This is a genomic window from Ruegeria sp. YTSA135 (assembly GCF_059610165.1).
Window position 1 is genome coordinate 216107 of sequence record NZ_JBXWNC010000002.1, and the last position, 26984, is coordinate 243090.

General features: G+C 58.6%; 24 protein-coding genes. 17 read left to right on the forward strand and 7 right to left on the reverse strand.

The features are described from left to right. Positions 1 to 27 precede the first annotated feature (27 nt). From AC2FIT_RS04075 to AC2FIT_RS04090, 4 genes are read left to right on the forward strand one after another with little or no spacing between them, the layout of a single operon-like run. Entirely contained in the window at positions 28 to 1035 is a 1008-nt protein-coding gene (locus AC2FIT_RS04075) for an AAA family ATPase (protein WP_496826886.1), read from the forward strand. After that, positions 1032 to 1907 carry a DUF58 domain-containing protein gene (locus AC2FIT_RS04080; protein WP_496826888.1) on the forward strand — a complete coding sequence of 292 codons (876 nt, stop codon included), beginning with the start codon at positions 1032 to 1034 and terminating at the stop codon, positions 1905 to 1907. Before AC2FIT_RS04075 ends, AC2FIT_RS04080 begins: the two co-directional genes overlap by 4 nt. Beyond that, positions 1904 to 4666 (forward strand): DUF4159 domain-containing protein, encoded by a 2763-nt coding sequence (locus AC2FIT_RS04085; protein ID WP_496826890.1) that lies wholly within the window; start codon positions 1904 to 1906, stop codon positions 4664 to 4666. Before AC2FIT_RS04080 ends, AC2FIT_RS04085 begins: the two co-directional genes overlap by 4 nt. Further along, a complete protein-coding gene (locus AC2FIT_RS04090) occupies positions 4663 to 6705 on the forward strand; it encodes a hypothetical protein (protein WP_496826892.1) in 2043 nt (680 codons plus the stop codon). Before AC2FIT_RS04085 ends, AC2FIT_RS04090 begins: the two co-directional genes overlap by 4 nt. On the opposite strand, the gene AC2FIT_RS04095 is transcribed toward AC2FIT_RS04090, so the two are convergent. Then, entirely contained in the window at positions 6706 to 7554 is an 849-nt protein-coding gene (locus AC2FIT_RS04095; RefSeq protein ID WP_496826894.1) for a 2-keto-4-pentenoate hydratase, read from the reverse strand. 116 nt (positions 7555 to 7670) lie between these two features. Between AC2FIT_RS04095 and AC2FIT_RS04100 the strand changes: the two genes are divergently transcribed. Together AC2FIT_RS04100 and AC2FIT_RS04105 are read left to right on the forward strand one after the other, a co-directional pair. Next, complete coding sequence (locus tag AC2FIT_RS04100; protein ID WP_496826896.1) at positions 7671 to 9869, forward strand: response regulator; 2199 nt, start codon at positions 7671 to 7673, stop codon at positions 9867 to 9869. A gap of 235 nt (positions 9870 to 10104) precedes the next feature. Continuing rightward, positions 10105 to 10563, forward strand: coding sequence for a VOC family protein (locus AC2FIT_RS04105; RefSeq protein ID WP_496826898.1), 459 nt, complete (start codon positions 10105 to 10107; stop codon positions 10561 to 10563). Here AC2FIT_RS04105 and yaaA read toward each other — a convergent pair. From yaaA to AC2FIT_RS04120, 3 genes are all read right to left on the reverse strand, one after another. Next, positions 10554 to 11324 carry a peroxide stress protein YaaA gene (gene yaaA, locus AC2FIT_RS04110; RefSeq protein WP_496826900.1) on the reverse strand — a complete coding sequence of 257 codons (771 nt, stop codon included), beginning with the start codon at positions 11322 to 11324 and terminating at the stop codon, positions 10554 to 10556. The genes AC2FIT_RS04105 and yaaA overlap by 10 nt on opposite strands. A 33-nt stretch (positions 11325 to 11357) precedes the next feature. Beyond that, positions 11358 to 13397, reverse strand: a complete 2040-nt coding sequence (gene recQ, locus AC2FIT_RS04115) for a DNA helicase RecQ (protein ID WP_496826902.1) — start codon at positions 13395 to 13397, stop codon at positions 11358 to 11360. A gap of 78 nt (positions 13398 to 13475) precedes the next feature. Beyond that, a complete protein-coding gene (locus AC2FIT_RS04120) occupies positions 13476 to 13763 on the reverse strand; it encodes a YggT family protein (protein ID WP_224891082.1) in 288 nt (95 codons plus the stop codon). Positions 13764 to 13890: 127 nt separating this feature from the next. Here AC2FIT_RS04120 and AC2FIT_RS04125 point away from each other — a divergent pair, with 127 nt between their 5' ends. The 10 genes from AC2FIT_RS04125 to smpB all read left to right on the forward strand — a co-directional run bounded on the left by AC2FIT_RS04125 (position 13891) and on the right by smpB (position 22019). Beyond that, positions 13891 to 15258, forward strand: a complete 1368-nt coding sequence (locus tag AC2FIT_RS04125; protein WP_496826904.1) for an MFS transporter — start codon at positions 13891 to 13893, stop codon at positions 15256 to 15258. After that, positions 15255 to 16118: a penicillin-insensitive murein endopeptidase gene (gene mepA / locus AC2FIT_RS04130; protein WP_496826906.1), complete on the forward strand. Its 864-nt coding sequence runs from the start codon at positions 15255 to 15257 to the stop codon at positions 16116 to 16118. Before AC2FIT_RS04125 ends, mepA begins: the two co-directional genes overlap by 4 nt. Beyond that, positions 16091 to 16975, forward strand: a complete 885-nt coding sequence (locus AC2FIT_RS04135; protein ID WP_496826908.1) for an esterase-like activity of phytase family protein — start codon at positions 16091 to 16093, stop codon at positions 16973 to 16975. The genes mepA and AC2FIT_RS04135 overlap by 28 nt, the downstream gene beginning before the upstream one ends. A gap of 91 nt (positions 16976 to 17066) precedes the next feature. Next, the gene (locus tag AC2FIT_RS04140; protein ID WP_496826910.1) at positions 17067 to 17711 is read left to right on the forward strand and encodes a queuosine precursor transporter; all 645 of its coding nucleotides are present in this window, start codon (positions 17067 to 17069) and stop codon (positions 17709 to 17711) included. A 263-nt stretch (positions 17712 to 17974) separates the two neighbouring features. Continuing rightward, positions 17975 to 18394, forward strand: a complete 420-nt coding sequence (gene arfB, locus AC2FIT_RS04145) for an alternative ribosome rescue aminoacyl-tRNA hydrolase ArfB (protein ID WP_496826912.1) — start codon at positions 17975 to 17977, stop codon at positions 18392 to 18394. Between the two features lie 54 nt (positions 18395 to 18448). Then, complete coding sequence (locus tag AC2FIT_RS04150; RefSeq protein WP_496826914.1) at positions 18449 to 19195, forward strand: SDR family oxidoreductase; 747 nt, start codon at positions 18449 to 18451, stop codon at positions 19193 to 19195. A gap of 9 nt (positions 19196 to 19204) precedes the next feature. Continuing rightward, positions 19205 to 20227, forward strand: a complete 1023-nt coding sequence (locus AC2FIT_RS04155) for a P1 family peptidase (RefSeq protein WP_496826916.1) — start codon at positions 19205 to 19207, stop codon at positions 20225 to 20227. A 106-nt stretch (positions 20228 to 20333) separates the two neighbouring features. Further along, positions 20334 to 20747, forward strand: a complete 414-nt coding sequence (locus AC2FIT_RS04160; protein WP_496826918.1) for a c-type cytochrome — start codon at positions 20334 to 20336, stop codon at positions 20745 to 20747. Positions 20748 to 20952: 205 nt separating this feature from the next. Beyond that, positions 20953 to 21495: an isopentenyl-diphosphate delta-isomerase gene (gene idi, locus AC2FIT_RS04165; RefSeq protein ID WP_496826920.1), complete on the forward strand. Its 543-nt coding sequence runs from the start codon at positions 20953 to 20955 to the stop codon at positions 21493 to 21495. A gap of 47 nt (positions 21496 to 21542) precedes the next feature. Then, positions 21543 to 22019, forward strand: a complete 477-nt coding sequence (gene smpB / locus AC2FIT_RS04170; protein ID WP_068336745.1) for an SsrA-binding protein SmpB — start codon at positions 21543 to 21545, stop codon at positions 22017 to 22019. Positions 22020 to 22032: 13 nt separating this feature from the next. On the opposite strand, the gene glpK is transcribed toward smpB, so the two are convergent. From glpK to panB, 3 genes are all read right to left on the reverse strand, one after another. Further along, positions 22033 to 23511 carry a glycerol kinase GlpK gene (glpK, locus tag AC2FIT_RS04175; RefSeq protein ID WP_496826923.1) on the reverse strand — a complete coding sequence of 493 codons (1479 nt, stop codon included), beginning with the start codon at positions 23509 to 23511 and terminating at the stop codon, positions 22033 to 22035. 67 nt (positions 23512 to 23578) lie between these two features. After that, positions 23579 to 24424, reverse strand: a complete 846-nt coding sequence (gene panC / locus AC2FIT_RS04180; RefSeq protein ID WP_496826925.1) for a pantoate--beta-alanine ligase — start codon at positions 24422 to 24424, stop codon at positions 23579 to 23581. Further along, the gene (gene panB / locus AC2FIT_RS04185) at positions 24421 to 25260 is read right to left on the reverse strand and encodes a 3-methyl-2-oxobutanoate hydroxymethyltransferase (protein WP_496826927.1); all 840 of its coding nucleotides are present in this window, start codon (positions 25258 to 25260) and stop codon (positions 24421 to 24423) included. The genes panC and panB overlap by 4 nt, the downstream gene beginning before the upstream one ends. 168 nt (positions 25261 to 25428) lie before the next feature. Between panB and AC2FIT_RS04190 the strand changes: the two genes are divergently transcribed. Further along, complete coding sequence (locus AC2FIT_RS04190) at positions 25429 to 26916, forward strand: ABC transporter substrate-binding protein (protein WP_496826929.1); 1488 nt, start codon at positions 25429 to 25431, stop codon at positions 26914 to 26916. Positions 26917 to 26984: the final 68 nt, after the last annotated feature.

Genomic DNA, 26984 nt, shown 5'->3' on the forward strand with positions numbered 1-26984 from the left:
GCATAATAGCCCACGGAAGGGAAAGTCATGACCGAACCTGCCGACCTCGTGTCCGAGATCGAAGCGCTGGAATCCAAGCTGCAAGAGGCCAAGTCCTCGATCACCCGTCGCTTTATTGGACAGGAAAGGGTCGTGGACCTGACCCTAACCGCGCTTTTGTGCGGCGGGCACGCCTTGCTGATCGGTCTGCCGGGGCTGGGCAAAACGCGATTGGTCGAAACGTTGTCGACGGTGATGGGCCTGCATGGCAACCGTATCCAGTTCACGCCTGACCTGATGCCAGCCGATATTCTGGGGTCCGAGGTTCTGGACACCGCCGACGATGGCTCGCGCCACTTTCGCTTCATCCCAGGTCCGATCTTCTGTCAGTTGCTGATGGCGGACGAGATCAACCGCGCCAGCCCGCGTACCCAGTCGGCCCTGTTGCAGGCCATGCAGGAGCGCACGGTGACGGTCGCAGGTGAAGATCGCTCACTGGGCGAGCCATTTCACGTGCTGGCGACACAGAACCCGATTGAACAGGAAGGTACTTATCCGCTGCCCGAGGCGCAATTGGACCGCTTCCTAGTGCAGATTGACGTGGAGTACCCGGACCGTCAGACCGAACGGGACATCCTGTTGGCCACGACGGGCGTCGAAGAAGACGCGGCACATGAAATATTTACCAAAGAGGAATTGCTGGCCGCGCAAGTGTTGTTGCGCCGTATGCCGGTCGGAGAGTCGGTTGTGGAATTGATCCTTGATCTGGTCCGCGCATTCCGCCCAGAAGAGGCAGACGCCTCGGAACGCGTGACGGAAACGGTTGCCTGGGGTCCCGGCCCGCGCGCGGCGCAGGCGCTGATGATGACAGTGCGCGCCCGGGCGATGCTGCAAGGACGGCTGGCGCCGAATGCTGACGACGTGCTGGACATGGCCCGCCCTGTTCTCAGCCACCGGATGGCGCTGAACTTCGCGGCGCGCGCACGCGGTGACAGCTTGACCGATCTGATCGAAACAACGGCTGCCGGCCTGATCCGCACCGAGGCAGCGGCGTGAATGCTGCACTGACCCTTCGCGAAAGATCCGAAGCCGAGGCGTCCCGGCTGCCGCCCTTGTTGGCACGTGCCGAACATCTGGCGGGAACCGTTTTGCTGGGGGATCACGGGCGCAGGCGATCGGGTCTGGGTGATGATTTCTGGCAATACAGACCCGCACAGATTGGCGACAGCCGCCGGATGATTGACCATCGGCGATCAGCCCGTGGTGACCAGCAATTTGTACGCGAACGTGAATGGCAGATCGCGCAATCGGTCATGCTGTGGGTGGATCAGGGCGCTTCGATGCGGTTCGCATCCGACAAAAACCTTGCCTCCAAGGCCGACCGGGCGCGCCTTTTGGGTCTGGCAACTGCCATTCTCTTGGTTCGCGGAGGTGAGCGCGTTGGCCTGACCGGCACCACCCTGCCGCCACGTCGCGGTAATGCGCAGATTATCCGGTTGGCAGAAGCCTTGTCACAAGACCTTGAGACCGATTACGCGCCACCCGAGCATCGTGCCATGATACCCCATGCCCGTGCAGTGTTCATTTCCGATTTCCTTGGTCCGATGGACGAAGTTGAGCTGGCATTGACCAAAGCCGCGGACCGTGGCGTTCGCGGGGTCCTGCTGCAGGTTCTCGATCCGGGCGAAGAGACGTTTCCCTATCGCGGTCGGACGATCTTCGAAAGCGTCGGCGGCTCGGTCCGGCACGAAACCCTCAAGGCCGGCGAGCTGCGAGAGCGGTATTTGGAACGGCTTGCGAAACGCAAGGACGCGCTGACACAGCTATGCCGTGCCACGGGGTGGCAACTGGGCCTGCATCACACCGGGGATAGCGCACAAGCAGCCCTGTTATGGCTTTACCGTGCGCTGGACGGGGGAACGCGATGACTATACTGGCGGGCATCGGTTTTACTGCACCTTGGGTGCTGCTGGGTCTGCTGACCCTGCCGATCCTTTGGCTAATCCTGCGTGCCGTGCCGCCCGCACCGATACGCCGTCTGTTCCCTGCGGTGACATTGCTGTTGGGTCTGAAAGACGATGAAAGCGTCTCGGATCGCACGCCTTGGTGGTTGCTTTTACTGCGGATGCTGGCTGCGGCAGCGATTATCATCGGTCTGGCCGGGCCGGTCCTGAACCCGTCACGGGATATTTCCGGATCGGGGCCCTTGCTGTTGGTGCTGGATGCCAGTTGGGCGGGGGCGACCGGGTGGCCTTCGACGCTGGACCAGATCGACGCGCAACTGACCGAAGCCGGACGTGCAGGCCGGACGGTGGCCATCCTGAGCCTGACAGAGCCTGAGCCGCCGATTTTCAAGGCCGCTGAAGCCTGGCGCGGACGCCTGCCGGGTCTGGCCCCCAAACCGTGGCAACCAACGGACATGCAGATAGATCAAGCCTTGGCCGCGTTGGATCAGGTGGAGGGTGGATTCGAAACCCATTGGTTCAGCGACCGGCTGACGTATAGCGGCCATGGCAGGGTTTTGGCAGTCTTGCAATCCCGCGGTGACGTATCGGTGTATCAGGCCGCGGCACCTGTCCTCGCACTCTTGCCCGCTGCCTATCAGGATGGTGTCATCCAACTGACCGCCCAGCGCGATGAACCGGGACCGGTGGACCGCATCACCATAGTAGCACAGGGCCGAGATCCCGCAGGCGCACAACGTATATTGCAAAGGGTCGAGATCGAGTTCTTGGGCCAGGACACGCAAGCTCAGGTGGATTTGGCGCTTCCGTCAGAACTGCGCGCCCGGATTACCCGGTTCGAGATTCAGGGCCAACGATCAGCCGGTGCAGTGACCCTGACCGATGACAGTTTGCGCAGACGCGAAGTTGCTCTGATTGCCGGGACGCTCAACCGCGAAGGGTTGGAGCTGTTGTCACCACTGCATTATCTGACGCAGGTTCTAAGCCCCACGGCAGATTTCGTCGACGGTGGCTTGCTGGACGTGTTGCCTGCAAACCCGGATGTGATCGTACTGGCTGATGTGGCAAAACTGTCCGACGGTGAGCAGAGCGCGCTTGTCGAATGGGTCGAACAGGGCGGGCTGCTGCTGCGGTTTGCCGGTCCGCGCATGGCGGCCAGCGATCTGGGCCGCGACGCCGAGGATACGCTGTTGCCCGTAAGGTTGCGTAGCGGGGGCCGCTCGGTCGGCGGCGCGATGAGTTGGGGTGAGGCCAAGGGTCTGGCCCCCTTCCCCGAGAATTCACCATTCTTTGGTTTGCGTATTCCCGGCGACGTTACGATCAGCACTCAGGTCATGGCACAACCAGACCCTAATCTGGCGGATCGTGTGATTGCGTCCCTGTCCGATGGCACGCCGCTGGTAACACGCAAGGCGTTAGGTTTGGGGCAGGTGGTCCTGTTCCATGTCACGGCGGATGCAGAGTGGTCCAGCCTGCCGCTGTCAGGCCTGTTTGTTGAGATGTTGGATCGTCTGGCCGTGGCATCGGCTGCGAAATCCCGGCAGGATGCACAGTTGCAAGGCACTACATGGGAACCGATACAGGTCATGGATGCCTTTGGAACCTTGTCAGACGCGGGGAATCTGGCCGGTGTTGATGGGGTCGGTCTGATCTCGGGCACGATTGGTCCCGACTTGCAGCCCGGACTTTATGAAAGCGGCAAGCAAAAGCTGGCATTGAATGTCCTGTCCGAAGATGCAGTTCTGACACCCGCAGCTTGGCCCCCGGATGTACCGATCAAGGGGCAAGAGGTGAACACGGAAACGCCCATCGGGGGAATTCTTCTCAGCCTTGCGTTGCTGTTGCTGACGATTGATGTAATCGCCTCACTTGCCTTGTCCGGCCGCCTTGGCCTTGCCAAAGCCGCAGCCGTTGCACTGGGTGCGATGCTGTTGGTTCCCGAAGCACAGGCACAAACCGCGGAAGAAACCGACTTCGCTCTGACCGCCACGCAAGAGCTGGTATTGGCCCATGTACTGACCGGCAACGCGCAGGTGGACGAGGTGGCCGGGGCTGGCATGCGTGGATTGGCTCAGACGCTGTTTTTTCGCACATCCGTCGAGCCGGTAGACCCCATCGGCGTGGACCTTGAGCGTGACGAACTTGCGTTTTTCCCGCTGCTTTACTGGCCGATCACGCCAGATCAACCGCAACCATCTGCCGAGGCCTACGCCAAGCTCAACGCTTTTTTGCGGTCGGGTGGCATGATCCTGTTCGATACGCGCGACGCGGATGTGGCGCAGTTTGGCGCCTCAAGCCCCAATGGGCGCAAGCTGCAACAACTAGCCGCGCCGTTGAATATCCCTGCGTTAGAGCCTGTTCCACGTGATCACGTCCTGACCCGCGCCTTCTACTTGCTTCAGGACTTTCCGGGCCGATATGCCGGCACCGAAGTCTGGGTCGAGGCCGCGCCGCTGGACGCGGAACAGATCGAAGGCATGCCATTCCGCAATCTCAACGACAACGTGACGCCGGTTGTGATCGGCGGCAATGACTGGGCGTCGGCTTGGGCGGTGGATCGAAACGGGCAGGCGATGTTGCCTGTCGGGCGTGGCTACGCCGGGGAACGTCAGCGTGAGCTTGCCAATCGCTTTGGCGTCAATCTGGTGATGCATGTACTCACCGGGAATTACAAATCCGATCAGGTCCATGTGCCTGCTTTGCTTGACAGGTTGGGACAATGACCGGAACCGTCATCTTTGATCCTCTCATCCCATGGCCCGTTCTGGCAATTGTCGCCACTGTTGCGGTGGCCGGAGTTGTCTTGGCCCTGTGGCGTGGCCTGTCGGGCTGGGCATTGCGTGGTTTGGCGGCCCTCGTCGTGATCGCAGCACTGGCGGGGCCTGTCTATCAGGTCGAAGACCGTACGCCGCTGACCGATATCGTCCTGATGATCGAAGACGAAAGCGCCAGCCAGACGCTGTCAGACCGGGCTGATCAGACAGCACGAGCGGCCGAGGAATTGGCTGCCGAAATTGAATCCCGCGACAATACCGAACTGCGACGGATCACACTTGGCGACGGGGACGGCGACGAAGGCACGCAAGTTATGACAGCGCTAAACGCTGCACTGGCCGAAGAACCGCGTGCGCGCATTGCGGGCATTCTGATCATGTCAGACGGGATCGTGCATGACGTCGATCAGGCCCCCGCCCTTCCCGCACCGATGCATCTGCTGCAGACTGGGCGTGACAATGATTGGGATCGCCGCCTGATCGTCCGCAACGCCCCCGCGTTCGCCATCATAGACGAGCCGGTCACGTTGACCCTGCGGGTCGAGGACAGCGGGGCGGCACCCGCCGGTGAGACGACCGCACCGCTTGAAGTCTCGGTTGACGGGGCTGAGCCAGAGCGGCTGAATATTCCCATCGGAATTGATGTCGAACTGCCCATCACACTGCCCCATGGCGGGCGCAACGTAATCCAGTTCACGGTACCGCTGGCCGATGGCGAACTGACCGACCGCAACAACACTGCGCTGATCCAGATGAATGGTGTACGCGACAGGCTGCGCGTGCTGCTGGTCTCGGGCGAGCCGCATCCCGGTGGACGGACATGGCGCAACCTGCTGAAATCCGACAGCTCGGTCGATCTGGTGCATTTCACCATTTTGCGCCCGCCAGAGAAACAAGACGGGGTACCGGTCGATGAACTATCTCTGATCGCTTTTCCGACACGTGAGTTGTTTCTGGAGAAGATCAACGATTTCGACCTGATCATCTTTGACCGCTACAAGCGGCGCGGCATCCTGCCTGCGATCTATCTGGACAACGTGACCAACTACATCAACGAAGGCGGGGCGGTTCTGATTGCTGCGGGACCGGACTTTGCCAGCGCAGACAGCATTTTTCGGTCGCCTCTGGCACCAATTCTGCCAGCGCAGCCCACGGCACGGGTGATCGAGGAACGCTTTGTGCCAACGGTCACCGACCTGGGTCATCGTCATCCGGTGACGACGGATCTGGGCGATTCCGAGGATTGGGGCGCGTGGCTGCGTCAGATCGATGTGAGCCATCGCAGCGGTGAGCTTTTGATGACCGGCGTGGAAGAACGCCCGCTGCTGGTGCTTGACCGTGTGGGGGAAGGACGGGTTGCGCTGCTGGCCTCAGACCACGCCTGGCTGTGGAGCCGAGGCTTTGAAGGGGGCGGACCGCAGTTGGAACTGCTGCGCCGGTTGGCCCATTGGATGATGAAAGAGCCTGAATTGGAAGAAGAAGCCCTTTGGGCCGAAGCTAACGGGCAGGTCATGCGCATCATTCGCCAAACGCTTGGGGATGAAGTTGGGCCGGTGACGATTACCCGTCCGAACGGAGAGACACTCGAAATCACCCTCGAAGAGGTATCGCCCGGCCGGTTCGAAGCAACGTATTTCGGTCCGGAGATTGGTCTTTATCGACTGCAGGAGGGCGAACAGATGGCGGTTATCGGGTTGGGCCCGGCGGCACCAAAAGAGTTTGAGCGCACCATCGCCACAGCCGAGGTTCTGGACCCTGTATTGGCCCAAATGCGCGGTGGCGCAGTTCGGTTGGAAGAGGGATTGCCCTCCATCCGAAATGTCCGCGCAGGACGTCCGGCCGCCGGGCGTGGCTGGATCGGCCTGACCCCGCGCGATGCCTATGAGACACGAGATGTGACGCAGGCTGGTTTGCTGCCGCCTTGGTTGGTGCTGCTGCTGGCAGGTGGCTTTTTGCTGGGCGGTTGGCTGCGCGAAGGGCGGCGTTGACTACTCGAACGTGACGCTGACGGTCGGATCGCCGGGCAACCCCGCATATGTGACAGACGCCCCGCCCTTGCCTTTTGCCGGCGGTACAAGTGGCCCGAAAGACCCAACCGAGATCAGGTCACCCGACTCAAACACGATACCTTTCGACATCAGCCACAAAGCAGCGTTGGCGGGGTGCCCCAGCACTGCCGTACCCGGTGCTTGCGCCAGAACCTCACCATCAGCCGCACTGAGCGTGACGGTCATATCCGCCAAGGCTTTTGTCATTGCCTCAACCTCTGTGACAAGGATTTCAGAGCCCAACACACCCAGTTTTGGCGCGACACCGATGGCCGTCAGAGTGACAGGCGTGATCGGCTCACCCTCGGCCAATGTCAGGTCGGGCAGTTCGATAAAGGGGCGGATGGCCGCAACATGCGCGATGACCTCTTGCGGTGTTGTGGCTTGATTGATCCCCGCGTCGGCAACAACCAGAACCAAGTCAGCTTCGAAAACCGGACGTGCGCCCCATGCGGTTGGTACCGTCGCCCCCTCTTCCAGCATCATATCGCGGAACAAGACGCCTTGAATGGGTTCCGCAGCGCCGAAGCGCTCTTGCGCGGGTTTGCTGGTCAAGCCCGCCTTGTAGCCAATGACCGGACCCATATGTGGCTCTAACGCAGCGATTACCTTGGCTTGCGTACAGTACGCATCTTCCATGCTGCCATTCGCAGAAAGGGCCGCAGTGGGCGTATTGGTCACATAGTCCTGTACATATCGTTCGATTTGCGCGTCCGTGGCGCAGTCTGCCGCCACTTGGGACCCAACAACAGCGGCACAGAGTAAACAGATATACGACACAGGTTGCATGGTTGACCTCCGCTTTTCGGAAATTTTGGCACGGACTCCAAAGCGGCAGCAACAGCTTAAACAGATTTTTACCTCCTCTACGGATGCTTGGCGCACGCTATCCGGAACCCGAAAAGATGAGTCTTGCAACCAAACTGGCAAAAGAACGCCGCGCACGGCTGGCCGCCGAGCGGCTGTTGCAAATGAAACAGGCCGAGCTGTCTGCCGCCAATCATGAGCTTAGCCTGCACGCCTTGGCCTTGAGAAAGCGCATTGGCGAGACCGAAGCAGAGGTAGAGACGGTTCGTGGTGAAAATGAAAAGGTCAAATCAGATCTGACGCTGGCCAACGCAAAAATCGAAGTGGCCGAACGCCGCCTGTGGCATTCTATGCAAACCATTCGGGACGGATTCGCATTCTTTGACAACCAAAGCCGCCTGATCGGTGCCAATGCGACCTATTTGGGCGTGTTCGAAGGGCTGCCAGAGGTGGGACCGGGTACAACTTACCAGCGTATCCTTGAGATCCTGACGGAAGAAAAGCTGATCGACATTGGTGCGGAATCCCCAAAGGATTGGCAAAACAGAATGATAGAGCGTTGGGCGCAGCCTCAACCCGACTCGGTTGTAATCAAGTTTTGGAATGGTGAGTATTTTAAGGTGATTGCCCATCGCGGCATTGGCGGCGAAGTGGTCAGCCTAGGCCTGAACATAACCGCTTCGGTCAAGCATGAGGCCGCGCTTGAGGCCGCGCGCGAACGCGCCGAAGCCGCCAACCGCGCCAAATCCGCCTTTCTTGCCAATATGAGCCATGAGATTAGGACCCCGATGAATGGCATTGTCGGGATGGCCGAGCTTTTGTCGGAAACGCCCTTAGATGACGAACAGCGGTTGTATCTGAACACAATCCGCAATTCCGGTGAGGCTTTGCTTGTGATCATCAACGATGTGCTTGATTACTCGAAGATTGAGGCTGACAAGCTGGTCCTACACGCCGAGCAGTTCGATTTCGAACGTTGCATTCTTGAAGTTACGATGCTTATGCAGCCCAGCGTACGCGACAAGGGGCTGTGCCTGTTGGTTGACTACGACCTGTTTCTGCCGACTTTATTCGTGGGCGATCCGGGGCGTGTGCGGCAAGTACTTACCAATCTGGTTGGCAACGCCGTCAAGTTCACGTCCAGCGGGCACGTGCTGATCCGGGTCACCGGGGTGCCCAATGCCAAGTCTGATCAATGCGATATCCATATTGCGATCGAGGATACGGGTATCGGGATAGAAGCTGAAAAGATTGAGCATATCTTCGAGGAATTCAGTCAGGTCGAAGACAAGCAAAACCGCGCCTTTGAAGGCACCGGTTTAGGACTGGCAATTACCGAGCGTCTGATTAAACTGATGGGAGGGTCGGTCTGGGTTGAAAGTGAGCCGGGGCATGGCTCTTGCTTTGGCTTTCGGGTACCGCTACCGACTGCAGAAGGCCCGCAGCCCGCACCACCCAATCTGTCAGACCAACTGCGCCATGTGATTGTGGTCGAGGATATGGCCGTCAGTCGCGCCATTCTTTCAAAGCAACTGGGGCGGTTAGGCTCTCGTGTCACGGTTTGCTCAACCGGTACCGAAGCGCTGGCCGCGATAGATAACAGCGTCGACTTGCTGCTGTGCGATCATGATCTACCGGATATGGACAGTTTGGAACTTGCCGCTGAACTGAGGAACCGAGGTTGGGACAATCTGCCCGTGGTGGTGGTGACAACCAATCCCGGCCTGATCCACGCAAGCGCTGACCGACATCTTCTGGAAGGTGTCCTGCAAAAACCTATTCCCCGGGCCGAACTCTACTCCTGCCTGAGCGCGCTTGGGCGTTCGACCTCGGCACCCAAGGCGTTGTCGGAAACACCGTACGCTGAACCCGGCAGGCATCTGCCGCGCATGCGTGTGCTGGCCGCCGAGGACAACCGGACCAATCAACTCATCCTGCAAAAAATGGTGAAGGATCTGAACATTGATCTACAATTCGCAGCCAATGGAATTGAGGTGTTGGAAAAGCACCGTGATTTCGATCCGGACTTGATTTTTATGGATATCTCGATGCCCAAAATGGATGGAAAGCAAGCTACGACCGAAATCCGCCGCCGCGAGGTAATTGCCGGGCGTCACGTACCCATCGTAGCACTCACCGCGCATGCAGTGGCCGGTGACGACAAGAACATTTTATCCGCCGGCCTGGATCACTACCTGACCAAGCCGCTGCAAAAACGGAAAATCCACAAGATGATCCTGGATTATAAGCCGGAAGGGGCGGCACCCATCCTTGCCGGAACCTTGGTGGATGACTAGCGCGGCGCACACCCCCCCGGCCAAACCGACACCACGCGAGCTGCGGGTGAACGGTCACAGAAACTGGTATTTCTCGTGGAGCGGCAGCCGATTTTCATACAGAACGGCTGGTCTTTGTCCTGCGGTGTTGTGATCTTTTGCGTTGCCCAACGGGTTCAAGCCCCTGTGCAATTTTCCGACCCGGGACCGATAAAGAACGATGGAAAACGCTGCGCTGTGACCCTAGGCTGATCCTATGTCAGAACGTGGATTTCACCCCCGTGCCTTGGGAGAGATTGCTATTCGCTGCGCGGATATGGGCGCAATGGTCGAGTTCTATGAGACCGTGGTCGGGTTGCAACGCCTGACCGGTGATCATAACAACACCATTACCTTCTTTCGCATTGCCGAAGGTTTCGGTGGGCACACACAGGTGTTGGCGCTGTTTCATCATACGGCAGCCCCTCGGCCCGGGTTGCATCCAACCGGTGCCGACAGGCCTGAAACCGGGGCTGGATCATCTCTGCACCATATCGCCCTTTCACTACCGTTCACCGAACAAGAAGCCGTCATGAGGTGGTATGAGAAGCTCGGCCAGCCATACCGCGTTGAACAGTTTGACTGGATCGGATGGCGCGGCATTTTCACCGAAGACCCGGAAGGCAATACGGTCGAGCTGGTCGCCTATGACCCGTCTATACTGAATCAAGCCTGATAGGGACGCAGAAAGACGGGCTTGTCCTCTTCCGAAAGGTCGGGGCGGTACTCATAGCCGCCGGTATCAAAATCCAGCAGGGCCTTGGGATCGGTCAGGCGGTGCTGAATGATGTATCGCGCCATGGCACCGCGTGCTTTCTTTGCAAAAAAGCTGACGATTTTGGGCGTACCGGCTTTTTCTTCCATGAAAACAGGTGTGATGACCCGCAATTTCAGCGCCTTAGGGTCAACTGCACCAAAATACTCCTGACTGGCGCAGTTGATCAGAACCTCGGACTCGATCTGTTGCGCTTGCGCGTTCAGCGCCTTGCTGAGTTGATCGCGCCAATATTCGTACAAGTTTTTGCCGCGCCGGGTTTTCAGCTTGCTACCCATTTCCAAACGATAGGCCTGAATGGCGTCCAGCGGACGCAGCACACCGTAGAGACCAGACAGAATACGAAGGTGGTCCTGCGCCCACGCCATTTCGTCAGCGTCCAACGAGGCCGCTTCGAGACCTTGATAGGTATCACCCGCAAAAGCCAGCGCAGCCGGTCGGGTCTGATCAGCGCCCGGAGCAATTTCAAATTCGCGGTACCTGTCCCGGTTCAGACGCGCCAGATCATCGCTAAGGTCCATGAGTTTCTTAAGATCACCCAAGGTCAGATTGCGGGCGGTTTTCGCCAGCCGGATCGCATCGTCCTGAAAGTCAGGTTGCGTGACCTCGACATCCCGCTCTGCCCAGTCCAGCCGCTTGGCCGGAGAAATCACTACCAGCATATCCGCCCTCTTTCCTTGCCTGTCGTTGGGTATTTAGCCCGCCTGACGCAACACGTCCAGAAAGGCGGCACCAAACCTTTCGTGACGACGCTCACCCAGAACTTGCACCAACCCGCGCGGATCGTCGGGGCGCAGTTGTGCAACCTTCGCCAATTGCGAGGCCGAGCATGTCAACGGCTTGTCAAAACCATCCGGTCCGCGCGACAGTTGCGCCTGAACTTCCAACAGTTGGTCGTAGATTTCACCCTGATCGCGTCCGGCCAGTTTGCGCCGCGCGGGATGCACCTCTTCGACCGTGCCGGTCAGAACCTCAAGGAACGTATCACCGTACCGCTCAAGCTTTTTCGCACCAACGCCGCTGATGCGTGCCATATCATCCAGCGTCGCGGGACGCTTTTCAGCCATTTCAATCAGCGTCCGATCGGGGAAGATGACATAGGCCGGAACCCGTGCCGATTCCGCCAGTGCGCGGCGCTTCGCCTTTAAAGCGCTCAGCAAGGGCGCGTCTTCCTCGGACACCATCATTTTGACGGCAGGACGTCGGACAGCCTTGCGCAGCGTATCCTTTCGCAGGTTGATCGTTGCCTCACCCTTCAGGATCGGTTTTGCAGCCTCGGTCATGCGCAGCGCGCCGTGCCGTTCGGGATCAGGGCGGACCAGATCGTGACCCATCATCTGCCGGAAGATCGCCTGCCATTGCGGGCGCGACCAATCTTTGCCGATGCCATACGTGGTCAGAGCGTCGTGACGCCGCGCGCGAATCTTGTCGGTTTCAACACCCTGAAGGATATCGATCAGATGTCCCGTACCAAACCATTCTTCCGTACGCAAAATCGCGGACAGCGCCATGCGGACGGGGGTGGTGCCATCGAACACTTCGGGTGGGTTGTCGCACAGATCGCATTTTCCGCAGGGCTCGGTCTGTTCGCCGAAGTAACCCAGCAAAGTCTGACGGCGGCAGACCAGGGCTTCGGCCAATCCCAGCAAGGCATTCAGCCGCGCGTGGTCAGCCATGCGTCGCTCGGGCGGGGCCAGCCCTTCGTCGATTTGCGCGCGGCGCAGACGGATGTCATCAGGGCCAAACAGTGTGAGCGTCTCGGCAGGGCTGCCATCACGCCCAGCGCGTCCGATTTCCTGATAATAGGCCTCGATGGATTTGGGCAGGTCCGCATGGGCAACCCAGCGGATATCGGGTTTGTCGATCCCCATACCAAAGGCCACGGTTGCGACGACGATCAGACCGTCTTCGCGCGCAAAACGCGTTTCGACGATCCGGCGGTCTTCAGCTTCCATGCCGCCATGGTAATGGCAGGCCACGTGGCCTTCGGCCCGCAGGGCCTGGGCCAGAACCTCGGTCTTGTTTCGGGTGCCGCAATAGACGATGCCCGATTGGCCTTTGCGGGCAGCGGCGAAATCCAGGATCTGCTTGCGCGGCCCGTCCTTGGCGGCAAAGGCCAGATGGATATTGGGCCTGTCAAACCCGCGCAGGAATTTGCGCGGCGCGGTGCCGTCAAAGAGTTTTTCAACAATCTCGTCCTGCGTTTCCGCATCCGCCGTGGCGGTAAAAGCAGCCAACGGAACGCCCAAAGCGCGGCGCAGCTCGCCGATCCGCAGATAGTCAGGGCGGAAGTCATGACCCCACTGGCTGACGCAGTGGGCCTCATCCACGGCAATCAGGCTGACGTTGATCCGACGCAGCATCCCCAGTGCCGACCCGGCGGCCAACCGCTCAGGCGCCATGTAGAGCAATTTCAGCCGCCCGGCCTCAAGCGCCTCCCACACCGCATCCGTTTCTTCGGGGGTGTTGCCGGACGTGAGCGCACCGGCCTCAACCCCGGCTTCTTGCAAACCCCGCACCTGATCGCGCATCAAGGCGATCAACGGAGAGATCACCACCGTCACCCCGTCGCGCAGCAGGGCAGGCAGTTGAAAGCAAAGGGATTTACCGCCTCCCGTTGGCATGATCGCCAATACGTTTTCACCAACTGTTACCGCATCGACGATTTCTTCCTGACCGGGGCGGAAGTCATCGAATCCAAAGACATCTCGCAGCAATGGCGCGGAGTCGAACATGTGCGGGGTTGCCCTGTTTTATGGTTTGACTGCTCTTAAAACAGGACAATCACACACAAAGATTCGACGAACAAGGGTTCAGGCGAAATAGCCCATATTGTTTATCAGGATGATCCGCGCCGCATAGACCCCGATTAGTACCACCAGTGGCGTCAGGTCCAGCCCACCCATATTGGGTAGAATACGTCGGATGGGGGCATAAATCGGTTCCAATATGCGGTTCAGGCCGTACCAGATTTGCGCGACCAGCTGTTGATGCAGGTTGAGAACCTGAAAGTTGATCAACCAGCTCATAATCACATGGGCCAGGATGATGAACCAGACAATGTCCAGGATCAGCAGCAGAATTTGGATCAGCGACAGCATGGGGCCTCCGTTTTCACATCTGCTGAGACCTAAGCGCACCCGCAGCAAAGAGCAAGCCCACGCCAACAGAACGCTTGCGAAATGGGCTAAAGCCCCCTCTTATAACCTCAATAAAACAGGGGCGGTCATGGCAGAGATTTCGCAGCGCAAGCGCATTTGGGGCTGGTGGTTTTTCGATTGGGCCAGTCAACCCTATCACAGCCTTCTGGTCACCTTTGTCTTTGGTCCTTACTTCGCCGGTGTTGCGGCGGGGTACTTCTCGGGCGCCGGTCTGGATGCAGAGGCCGCGGCAGCGCGGGCGCAAACGGTCTGGGCCAACTGCCTGACCATCACGGGGCTGATCATCGCCTTTGGTGCACCCTTGCTGGGCGCGATGGCGGATGTTTCCGGGCGGCGTATCCCGTGGATATTCGCCTTTTCGGTCATGTATGTGGTGGGGTCAGCAGCGCTTTGGTATACAACACCGGACGGCTCGAACATGTGGCTCATGCTGTCTGCCTTTGGGCTGGGCTTTGTGGGCGCGGAATATGCGTTGATTTTTATAAATTCGCAATTGCCCGATCTGGGCGATGACAACGAGGTCGGAGAGATTTCGGGCTCGGGCTTTGCGTTTGGCTATTTCGGCGGGCTGGTCTCACTTGCGATCATGCTAGCCCTGTTTGTTGAACAGCCCAGCGGCAAAACCCTAATCGGGTTGGACCCCTTGTTCGGGCTGGACGCCGCCCAACAGGAAGGGACACGGTTCGTCGGTCCTTTTACTGCCGGATGGTTCGTTCTGTTCATGGTGCCCTATTTCCTTTGGGTGCGCGACGATCCAAACGGTGCCAGGACGGGCAGTCTTGGCGCGGCGCTGCATCTATTGGGCAAATCCGTTTCAAACCTGCGCCACCGGATCAGCCTGGCAACATATCTGGGGTCGTCGATGTTTTATCGCGACGCGCTGAACGGGCTGTATAGTTTCGGCGGCGTTTATGCGCGGCTGGTATTGGAGTGGGACCTGATCAAGATTGGTGTGTTCGGCATCGTCAGCGTTCTGGCCGCAGCGGCCTTTTCCTGGATTGGTGGAAAACTGGATAAGAAATATGGACCAAAGCCAGTCATTCTGGTGGCGATATGGGTGCTGATCCTGGTCTGTGCGACCATCGTTTCGATGGACCGGACGCAGGTTTTTGGCATAGCTTTGCCTGATGGCTCGGGTCTTCCCGATCTGCTGTTTTTTGCCTGCGGCGTTCTGATTGGCGGTATGGGCGGCATCCTGCAATCATCCAGCCGATCCCTGATGGTGCGGCATACCGATCCCGCAGCTCCGGTTGAAAGCTTTGGCCTGTACGGCTTATCCGGGCGCGCCACTGCTTTTGCGGCGCCACTTTTGATCGGTATTGCCACAACTGTAACCGGCAGCGCCCGACTGGGGGTGTCACCAATCATTCTGTTGTTTATTCTAGGCCTGTTCCTAATGCGCTGGGTGAAACCGGAAGGGGATCAGAGCAGATGATTTTATTACGCTTTTTGGCAATAGTCGCCACGATAACATTTGCAGGCAAGGTCGAGGCAGAGCGCCTGGCCAAGCAGTTGTTCGGGGCTCAAAAGGAAAGTTCACAGCAAAAACCTGCCGCGTTCGGCAGTTATTCGCGCGGCTGTGCCGCCGGGTCGGTACAACTGCCCGAAACCGGGCCGACATGGCAGGCCATGCGCCTGTCGCGCAATCGCAATTGGGGTCATCCGGACGCGATTGACTATGTTCAGGACCTTAGCCGGTTTGCGGCAAAGCAACCGGGTTGGAATGGTCTCTATATAGGGGATATCAGCCAGCCACGGGGCGGGCCGATGACGTCGGGCCATCGTTCGCATCAACTGGGTCTGGATATCGATATCTGGATGCTGCCCGGTGATAATATGCGCCTGGGCCGCAAGGCGCGCGAGAATATCTCGTCCATCTCGATGCGCCGGGCCAACGGAGCCTATGTGAATGGCAACTGGACCAAGCAACACCACGCCGTACTGCGCGAAGCCGCAAAGGACAAACGCGTAGCCCGAATTTTTGTTTTTCCCGGCGCCAAGGTCCAAATGTGCAACGATGAGAAAGGCAATCGCGCCTATCTACGAAAAATTCGCCCGTGGTGGGGACATCATTATCATTTCCACGTTCGGCTGAAATGTCCCCGAGGTTCGCGCGGATGTGTCAATCAGGACCCCCCGCCCAAGGGGGACGGATGTGAGGATGCACACAAATGGGTGAACAACATCCTCAATCCGCCGCCACCCGATCCAAACGCACCAGCCCCCAAGAAACGCCGGGAATATGTTCTGGCCGATTTACCCCAGCAATGTGCCGCCGTTTTGCAATCCAACTGATTGCCGCCCTACTGCTGACCGGATCGGTTGGGGCCGCCGAAATCAAGCAGGCCACCCAGCTAAACAGCTTTGTCTGGCGTCACAGCGCAGACTGGTTTGGTGGGTTTTCGGCCGTTCATATCTCTGAGAATGGTCAGAACATGATCGCGCTCAGTGATCGGTCGATACTGCTTCACGCCCGGATTCACCGAGACGGCGATCAGATCGCGCAAATTCAGATCACCGAACGCTGGCCGGTTTTGTCCAGTACGGGCCGTCCGCTGTCGGGTAGCACAGGGGATTCCGAAGGTATCGCCGTCACGCCGAATGGCAGCTATTACATATCATTCGAGGCGGTGCACCGCGTGGCCCAATATGCAAGTCCAGACGCCAAGGCACAGGTGTTGTCGCGCCCCAAGGTGTTTGACGACCTGAACCTGAATGGCTCATTCGAGGCTTTGGCGATAGATCACAAGGGGCGGCTTTATACCCTGCCCGAGAAAAGCCGAACCAAGCAGGGCGACATTCCCGTCTACCGCTGGGACGGTCAGGCATGGTCAACGCCATTCGTGCTGCCGCAACGGGGAAAGTTCCTGCCCGTTTCCGCCGATTTCGGCCCCGATGGGCGATTTTATGTTTTGGAACGCAGTTTTGTGCTTACCGGTTTTCGCACACGCCTGCGACGGTGGCGGATCGAAGACGACGTGGCAAAGGCCGAGGAAACTCTGTTCACAACAAGCACTGGCGCACATGACAATCTCGAAGGCCTGTCCGTCTGGCGCGACGATCAGGGGCGGCTGCGGGCCACGATGATCTCGGATGACAATTTTCTGGCGCTGCAACGGACCGAACTGGTGGAATACCTGCTGCCCGATTGACTCGTCACGATCAAGGGTCTAAACGCTCGGCTTGCCTTGGGATGAGCCCGGGGCCAAGTCGCCGCTACCTTGTCAAAACGGGCATCTGAAAATGCAACGCAGCTTTATTCCCGGCATCCTTGCCATGGCCTCGATTGTTGTGGCCTCAAACATCCTGGTCCAGTTCCTGATCCTTGACGGGCTGCTGACCTGGGGTGCATTTACTTATCCGTTGGCCTTCCTTGTCACGGACATCATGAACCGCGTCTACGGCGCGGCAACGGCCCGCAAGGTCGTGTTTGCCGGGTTCATCACCGGTATCATCTGCTCGCTGATCGGTAGCCAGATCATGTTGCAGGGTGATGGTTTCACCTATGCCGCCGTACCGCTACGGATCGCAGTCGCGTCGGGAACCGCCTTTCTGATCGCGCAACTGACCGATGTCACCGTATTCAACGCAATGCGCGGCGGTCGGTGGTGGCGCGCGCCGCTGGTGTCGACACTCGTCGGATCGGCGCTGGACACCGCGCTGTTCTTCACCATCGCGTTTTCGGCGTCGATCACCATATTCGGCGCCAATGCGGACGCTGCAATCAACTGGGCGTGGGAGCCAGTGCCCTTCATGCTGACCGGGCCAATGGCGCCTTTGTGGGTGACGCTGGCTTTTGCCGATTGGCTGGTAAAACTGTCGCTAGCCCTGATCGCGCTGATCCCGTTCAAGGTGATTGTTGCGCGTTTGACCGCTCAGCCTGCGTAAAAAAGTGCTTTGAGAATGGCGCATCTTGTGTCAGGCTCAAAGTTAACCGCAACAGATAGAAAAGGAGGTGATCCAGTGTCGAGAAAGAGATTGGAGAGAGGTGTCGGAACAACCGGGGGGATCGCCTGTTAAGGCAGCCCTTGGCGGAGCGCTCGCTCCGGCTGGTCGATTGATCTAACCGACCCGACCTCCTGTACTTTCGAAGGGCCGTCCCGCCGGGGCGGCCCTTTCTGTTTCTGCGCGACCCTTGTAAGGTCGCGTCAATGTTGCGCATCACCGACGATATCACCCTGCAAGACTGGGAAATGACCGAGAGTTTTGTGCGCTCGTCCGGTCCCGGCGGGCAGAATGTGAACAAGGTCTCGACAGCGGTTGAGCTTCGGTTCGAGGCGGCGCGCTCTCCATCGCTACCGGATCCGGTCAAGAGCCGGCTGAAACGGCTGGCCGGACGCCGCTGGACCAAAGATGGCGCGATCATCATTCAGTGTGAGGAAACGCGGTCACAGGCCCGCAACCGTGAAATTGCCCGCGCCCGGCTAGCTGAGTTGATCACGCGAGCGCTGGTCAAACCCAAACGGCGGATCGCAACCAAACCTACTTACGGGTCAGTCAAGCGGCGCTTGGCGGCAAAAAAGGCGCGGTCGGATGTGAAGGCGCTGCGCGGCAAGGTGGCGGAAGATTGATCTGGTAGTTTCGCCGCACGTTGCTAGTCTGGCCCCGCAAGGGAGAGCAAGACCATGAGGTTAGAGGGAAAAACCGCAATCGTGACAGGTGGCGCGTCAGGCTTTGGGGCCGGGATCGCGCAGAAATTCCTGTCCGAAGGCGCGCGGGTCATGATCGCCGACATAAACGGGGACGCGGCCGAGGTTCAGGCAAAGCAACACGGGCCGAATGCGATAGCTCAGATGGTTGACGTGGCGGATGCGGCTTCGGTGCGCGCCATGGCAGACATCGCACAAGAGCGGTTTGGCCGCTTGGACATTCTGGTCAACAATGCCGGCGTCACTCATTTGCCGATGCCTCTGGAAGAAGTCAGTCCAGAAGATTTCGACCGTGTGTACAACGTGAACATAAAGTCGGTTTACTTGACCGCGCAGGCGTTTGTGCCCGCAATGAAGGCGAACGGCTCAGGCGCGATTCTGAACGTTGCATCGACGGCGGGCCTGTCGCCGCGCCCGAACCTGAACTGGTACAATGCCTCGAAAGGGTGGATGATCACGGCGACCAAGACCATGGCGGTGGAGCTTGCGCCCTTTGGTGTGCGCGTGAATGCGATCTGTCCGGTGGCAGGGGAAACACCGTTGCTAAAGTCGTTCATGGGCGAAGACACGCCAGAGATGCGCGCCAAGTTTCTGTCAACCATTCCGCTGGGCCGGTTTTCCACACCCGAAGACATGGGCAATACCGCCTGCTTCTTGTGTTCGGACGAGGCTGGCATGATTACCGGCGCTGCATTGGAGGTTGATGGTGGGCGCTGCATTTAAGGACCACGCATGAAACCAGGAACTAGGAATCTGATCACCGACGTCCCCGGCGTTCTGGTTGGAAACGCGCAGGATCATGAGTTGAAATCCGGCACTACTGTTTTGACTTCGGATCAAAGTCTGACCGCTTCGGTTCATGTTATGGGCGGGGCACCGGGGACCCGCGAAACCGATCTTCTAGCGCCAGACAAATCGGTGGCTCAGGTGGATGCAATCGCCCTGTCCGGGGGGTCGGCTTTTGGGCTGGATGCCTGTTCTGGCGTTTCAGATGCGCTGCGCGCGCAGGGCCGCGGCTATCCGGTAGGTAACACCAAGGTCCCGATCGTTCCCGGAGCGATCCTGTTCGACCTACTGAACGGCGGCAACAAGGATTGGGCTGAAAACCCCTATCGCGCATTGGGGCGTACAGCATTCAAGAACGCTGGCCAGGATTTTGCACTGGGTACGGCGGGTGCGGGAACCGGCGCGTTGACGGCGCGACTTAAGGGCGGGCTGGGGTCGGCCTCGTTGGTGTTGGAAAATGGTGTCACCGTAGGTGCCCTTGTCGCGGCCAACCCAATGGGCAGCGTCACCACGCCGGGGGACAAACATTTCTGGGCCGCGCCGCTTGAAATCGATGCCGAGTTTGGCGGATTAGGGTCTGATTCCCAGGTGGGTCTGGGTCTGCCCGTTCCCAGCCTTAAGGCGCAGGCTATGCAATTGATTGAACCGGATAAGGGTAACACCACCATCGCCATCGTTGCCACGGATGCCGCCCTCTCCAAACCGCAATGCCAGCGGTTGGCCGTTGCCGCGCATGATGGCATCGCCCGTGCAATTCTACCTGCACACACGCCGGGCGATGGCGATCTTGTGTTTGGCGTCAGCACCGGCGCGCGCGCGGTTGACACCGAAGCCCACCTTGGGCTGATCGGGCACGCGGCCTCGCTCTGCCTGTCGCGGGCCATTGCGCGGGCGGTCTATCTGGCGACTCCATCAGACAAAGATCTTCTGCCGTGCTGGTCCAATCTGCGCAACGAACAGTCTACCTGATGGTGCTGTTGCATTGGGAATTTATCCCACGCGGCAATCTGCGCATTGACTCCGTCTGGCACCAGCGATCCTGTCGGCACAGCTAAAACTATGGAGCAAGAAAGTTATGAATCGCGCCCTCGCCACCGCAATTGTGGGTCTGTTGGCCCTTCCCGCCTATGCTGAAGGAGATGCAGAGGCTGGAAAGAAAGCTTTTAACAGATGCAAATCATGTCACATGATCGCGACTCCCGATGGAGACGTGATTGTCAAAGGCGGACGGACTGGCCCCAACCTTTATGGCATCGCTGGCCGCACGGCAGGCACTGTGGAAGACTTCAGATATGGTGACAGTCTCGTCGCTGCCGGTGAGAATGGCCTAGTCTGGGACGAAGCCACTTTCGCCGAATATACGCAGGATCCCAAGGCGTTCCTGAAATCCTATCTGGATGACACGGCTGCCAAATCCAAGATGTCGTTCAAGCTGAAATCTGGCGGCGAAGACGTCTACGCCTATATCGCAAGCCTGTCGGCCGAATAAGGCCTGAGGCCTTACATACCGAAAAGTTACAAAAGGCCGCAGCCCCTGCGGCCTTTCGTGCGATTGATAACTTGTCCGATCAGCGCCACCTTTTACAAATCGTGTTCATCGTGCTTTCGCGTGATGCCACAAAGCCAAGCCGATCCGGCGGCAGCCAGTTTCGACCTTTTCCGCCGCTCGGCGGATCGCCAGCAGGAGACGACAGATGGGTATTATGATCCCGGCCTGGGTTGACGGCGAATTGACCCCAGTGGACAAGCTTGAGGTGCATGAAAAGGGTCTTCGGCACAAGGCGGTGTCGGTCTTCGCCGTTCGCGGAACCGAAATCCTGCTGCAACGCAGAGCCTTGGGGAAGTATCATACGCCGGGCCTCTGGGCGAATACCTGCTGCACTCATCCCGATTGGGGTGAAACACCCTCGGAATGCGCGGTGCGTCGCCTGCGTGAAGAATTAGGGATCACCGGCCTGTATCCCGAATACCGCCATCGTCTGGAATATCACGCGGATGTTGGTAACAACATGATCGAACACGAGGTCGTGGACATCTTTCTGACCCATGTCCGCAGCCCGCTAAAAATCGAGGCGAACCCTGACGAAGTCATGGATATCCGCTGGATTGATTACCACGATCTTCTGGCCGAAGTGCAGCGCCACCCTCAGCGCTTTACGCCGTGGTTGAAGATCTATCTGCACAACTACGCCGATACGATTTTCGGACCCGACCTGATGTTTGCGGCCACGACCTGACATCCTTAGCTTGCAAGGGCGGCCCAAGCCGCCTAAATCAACGCGTCATGGCCAAACAGAAGACAGACCCGAATTACAAAGTGATTGCCGAAAACCGGCGCGCCCGCTTCGATTACGCGATCGAAGAGGATATCGAGTGCGGCATCGTGCTTGAAGGGTCCGAGGTTAAATCCCTGCGCGCAGGCGGGTCGAATATCGCCGAAAGCTATGCCACGGTCGATAACGGAGAGTTGTGGCTTATCAACAGCTACATCGCGCCTTATGAGCAGGCCAAGGTGTTCAAACACGAAGAGCGCCGCCGCCGCAAGCTGCTGGTCTCGCGCAAAGAGCTTTCAAACCTTTGGAACGCGACCCAGCGCAAGGGTATGACGCTGGTGCCGCTGGTTTTGTATTTCAACCACAAGGGCCGGGCCAAGCTTAAAATCGGCATCGCAAAGGGCAAAAAGCTACATGACAAGCGTGAAACCCAGGCCAAACGGGACTGGTCCCGTCAGAAACAAAGGCTGATGAAGGATCACAGCTGATCCCTCACTATTCTCAGAACGCCATGGCAGCAGCGACCGCGCGCTGCCAGCGGGCATAGGCGGCATCACGTTCCTCGGCCGACAGTTTCGGCTCGAACCGGCGGTCCAGTGCCCAGGTTTCCGAAAATCCCTGCTGGTCGGGGTAAACACCTGCTCGCATTCCGGCCAGCCACGCAGCACCCAGAGCGGTAGTTTCCTGCATGACAGGGCGGTCGACAGCGGCACCCAGGTAGTCTGACAGCCCCTGCATCGCCCAGTCCGAGGCACTGGCCCCGCCATCTACGCGCAGGGTCACTTCGGTATCTACGCCCCAGTCGCCCTGCATGGCATGCCACAGGTCTCGGGTCTGGTAGGCGATGCTTTCCAGCGTTGCCTTGGCAAATTCTGCGCGACCGGAGTTGCGGGTCAGGCCAAATATCGCGCCCCGGCAATCGGGCTGCCAATATGGCGCGCCAAGGCCGGTAAAGGCAGGGACAAGTACAACGTGCTGATTCGGATCGGCCTGTTGGGCCAGTTCGCCGCTTTCTGGGGCCGTTTCGATGATCTTCAGGGCATCCCGCAACCATTGTACCGCAGCCCCAGCCACAAAGATCGACCCTTCCAGCGCATATGTCCGTTGCCCATCCAGTTGGTAGGCAATTGTTGTAAGCAAGCGGTTCTTTGACGCGACCGGATTATCGCCCGTATTGAGCAACGCAAAACAGCCCGTCCCATAGGTCGATTTCATCATGCCGGGCTGGAAACAGGCCTGCCCAATCGTGGCGGCCTGCTGATCGCCTGCAACGCCCAGAATAGGGATATTTCCCCCTAATAGGGTTGTATGTCCAAAGTCCGAGGCGCAATCATGCACCTCGGGTAGCATGTTCATGGGCACATCCAACAGGTCGCAAATCTCGGCGCTCCACTCCCCTTTGTGAATGTCAAACAGCAGGGTACGAGCGGCGTTGGTTGCATCAGTTGCGTGGTTGCGCCCTTCGGACAGGCGCCAGATCAGGAAACTGTCGATGGTGCCGAACATCAGCTCTCCGGCTTCTGCGCGGGCGCGGGCACCGGGCACTTTGTCCAACAGCCATTTGACCTTGGTGCCAGAAAAATATGGGTCCAGCAAAAGCCCGGTCTGAGAGGTCACGTCATCCTCGCACCCGGCTTGCTTGTAACGCGCGCAAATATCGGCGGTACGGCGATCCTGCCAGACGATGGCGTTGTAGATTGGTTGGCCCGTGGCGCGGTCCCAGACGACAGTGGTTTCACGCTGGTTGGTGATTCCAATACCAGCAATCTGGTCCGGGGTAACGCCTGTGCTGTCCATCACCTCGCGGCAGACACGCAGGACACTGTCCCATATTTCCTCGGCATCATGTTCGACCCAGCCTTCCTGCGGGAAATGCTGGGTAAATTCGTGCTGCGACGTGCCTGCGCGCTGCATATTGGCGTCAAACAAAATGGCCCGTGATGATGTGGTGCCCTGATCAATGGCGAGAATATAAGTCATTCCCCGCGCCCCTCCCGTTTGGTTTTGCGGGACTTTAGCGCAAACACTGCCGGACGTGCCAGAGCGTTCAGACAGCAATATTGTCGATAAGGCGTACACCATCCGCCCACGCTGCCGCAAACAGTCGGGAGGGGCGTTGCGTCACGCGGGTCAAGGGTTCCAGCGTTTCAGCACACCGCAGTTGAATATACTCGACTTGCGTAAAACCCGCGGCCAGCAAATCCGATTCAGCTTGTGCAGCCAACGCATCGAAGACCGCACCCTGTTTCAGGGCCAAGGCCAGATCGGTCATGATACGGTATTTGTTGGCCGCAACTTCCAACCCTTTGGGCGAAAGACGCAGGTTGCGCGACGACATCGCCAACCCCGAAGGTTCGCGAACGGTTGGGCAACCGACCACCTCAATCGGGATGTCCATATCGCGGGCCATGCGGCGGACAGTCATCAACTGTTGGTAGTCTTTTTCGCCGAAATAGGCTCGATCTGCCTGCGTTTGCAGGAACAGCTTGGCAACAACGGTGGCAACCCCATCGAAGTGTCCCGGACGGAATTCGCCCTCCATCACATTGGTCAGACCCGCGACAGAGACAGTCGTGGCAAAGCCTTGTGGATAAACCTCTTGAGGATCAGGCACATAAATCGCATCAACACCGTAGGGGGCCAGTTTTTGTGCATCTTCATGCTCAGTCCGCGGGTAGTTGGCCAGATCTTCGGGGCTGTTGAACTGTTTAGGATTCACAAAGATCGTAACGATAACACGGTCGGTGCCAGCTTTGGCAGCTTCGACCAGGGATAAATGCCCTTGGTGAAGCGCGCCCATCGTGGGAACGACTCCGATGGTTTCGCCATGGCCATGCCACGTGGTCGTCAGCGCGCGCAATTCGTTCAGGCGGCGCAATATTGGGGCGTTCATGTTGCGGACCCTTTGGCCGGGGCGTGATCTGCAAACACATGTTCATCGGCCGGAAACGTGCGAGAGCGTACGTCGGCCGCATATTCTGCGATGGCATCCTCGGCCTGCTGTCCCAAGTCGGCATAGCGTTTGACGAATTTCGGCTTAAATGCGGTGAAAAAGCCCAGCATATCGTCAACAACCAGAATTTGCCCGTCACACCCTGCTGAGGCGCCGATTCCAATGGTCGGAATCGCAATCTCGGCGGTGATTCGGTCGGCCAGACCCTGCGGTATTTTCTCAAGCACCACGGAAAAGGCGCCTGCCTCGGCCACAGCATGCGCATCTGCCAATACGGCCTGCGCTTGCTGATCGCGGCCTTGCACCTTATAGCCGCCCAGCGTGTTGATCGACTGCGGTGTCAGCCCAATATGCGCCATCACCGGAATGCCGCGCCGGACCAGAAAGCGGATCGTTTCGGCCATTTCCACGCCGCCTTCCAACTTGACCGCACCTGCACCGGTTTCCGCCATCAGCCGGGCAGCGTTGCGAAACGCCTCTGCCGGATTGTGTTCATAGCTGGCAAAGGGCATGTCGATCACCATCATCGCATTGTTAAGCCCGCGCGAAACGGCCTGACCATGCAGCACCATCATCTCCATCGTCACGCCCAGCGTCGATTCCAGCCCATGCAGCACCATACCCACGCTGTCGCCGACCAAAACAAAATCGCAATGCGCGTCCATCAACTGGGCCACCGGCGTCGTGTAGGCCGTCAGTGAAACCAAAGGCGTGCCGCCTTTTCGGGCGCGAATATCCTCGGCATTGGGGGCTTTTTTGCGGGCGGTGGCGCTCATGGTCGCTCCTCCGGAGTTCATGTTGCAGCGCGGCATAGCAGATTGAACAGGGTCATAGAAACCCCGGTTGCGCGAACATTTCCTTGATTGAACCAAGGTTTAAAGGAACATTGTTTCTACAAAGCCCGCAAAACAGCGGGGACAGTTACGCAACGCGGGGAAATTTTCATGACTAAGCAAGCTTTTCGATCATTTGCTTCTGCGCTGGTTTTAGGGACCAGCGTCTTTGCCACGGGGGCTTTGGCCAAGTCCGACATCACCATCGCGATGCAGCTTGAACCACCGCACCTTGACCCCACAAGCGCTGCGGCCCAAGCCATTGATTCCGTGGTTTACACCAACATTTTCGAAGGGCTGACACGTTTCATGGGCGATGGCTCGGTCGTGCCGGGGCTGGCCGAAAGCTGGGAAATTTCTGACGACGGCACCGTCTATACTTTCAAGCTGCGTGAGGGGGTCGTGTTCCATGACGGCACCGCAATGGATGCCGAGGATGTCAAGTTCAGCCTTGATCGCGCCATGGCCGAAGACAGCGTCAATGCGCAAAAGGCACTGTTTGCAGGGATCGAAACTGTCGAGGTGGTCGACCCCCTGACCGTCAAAGTCACCCTGTCCGAGCCCAATGGCAATTTCCTGTTCAATATGGCGTGGGGCGATGCGGTTATCGTGGCGCCTGAAAGCATCGAAACGATTCAGACCAATCCTGTGGGCACGGGGGCGTTTACCTTTGGCGACTGGGTGCAGGGCGATAGCATAGTCCTGAACCGCAACCCGAATTACTGGGGCGAACAGCCCGCGTTAGAGACAGCCACCTTTAAATTCATCTCGGACCCGACGGCGGCGTTTGCCGCCATGATGGCGGAAGACGTGGATGCGTTCGACAACTTCCCTGCCCCTGAAAACCTACCGCAATTCGAAGCTGATCCGCGATTCCAAGTGATTGTCGGTTCGACCGAGGGCGAAACGATCCTGTCGACCAACAACAAGCAACCTCCGTTCGACGACATACGCGTGCGGCAGGCGCTGGCCCATGCCATTGACAGGCAGGCGATCATTGACGGGGCGATGTTTGGTTATGGCACACCCATTGGCACGCATTTCGCACCTCACAACCCGGCCTATATCGATCTGACCGGAACCTCGAACTATAATCCGAAGAAGGCAGCTGACCTGTTGGCCGAAGCGGGGTACGCAGACGGGTTCGAAACTACGTTGCACCTGCCGCCACCCGCATATGCCCGGCGCGGAGGCGAGATCATCGCTGCGCAACTGGCTGAGGTCGGTATCAAGGCCGAGATCATCAACGTCGAATGGGCGCAATGGCTGGAATCGGTCTTTAAGGGCAAGGATTTCGGCCTGACCGTCATCAGCCATACCGAGCCGATGGATATCGGCATCTACGCGCGGCCCGACTATTATTTCCAATATGACAGCCTGGACGCTCAAACGCTAATGCAGACGCTGAATGCAACTACGGACCCGGACGAACGCAAAAATCTGCTGGAAGAGATGCAGCGTCTGATCGCGAGTGATTTCGTCAATGGCTACTTGTTCCAGTTGGCTAAGCTAGGGGTTGCGAAGGCTGGTGTGCAAGGGCTTTGGGCAAACGCGCCGACCGCAGCGATTGACCTGACCCAGATAAGTTGGGCCGAATGAAAAATCCAGTTCGGGCCCCTAGCCTGCTCGGGGTCCGACATGTCAGTTTTGATGGTGAGCTTTTTCGA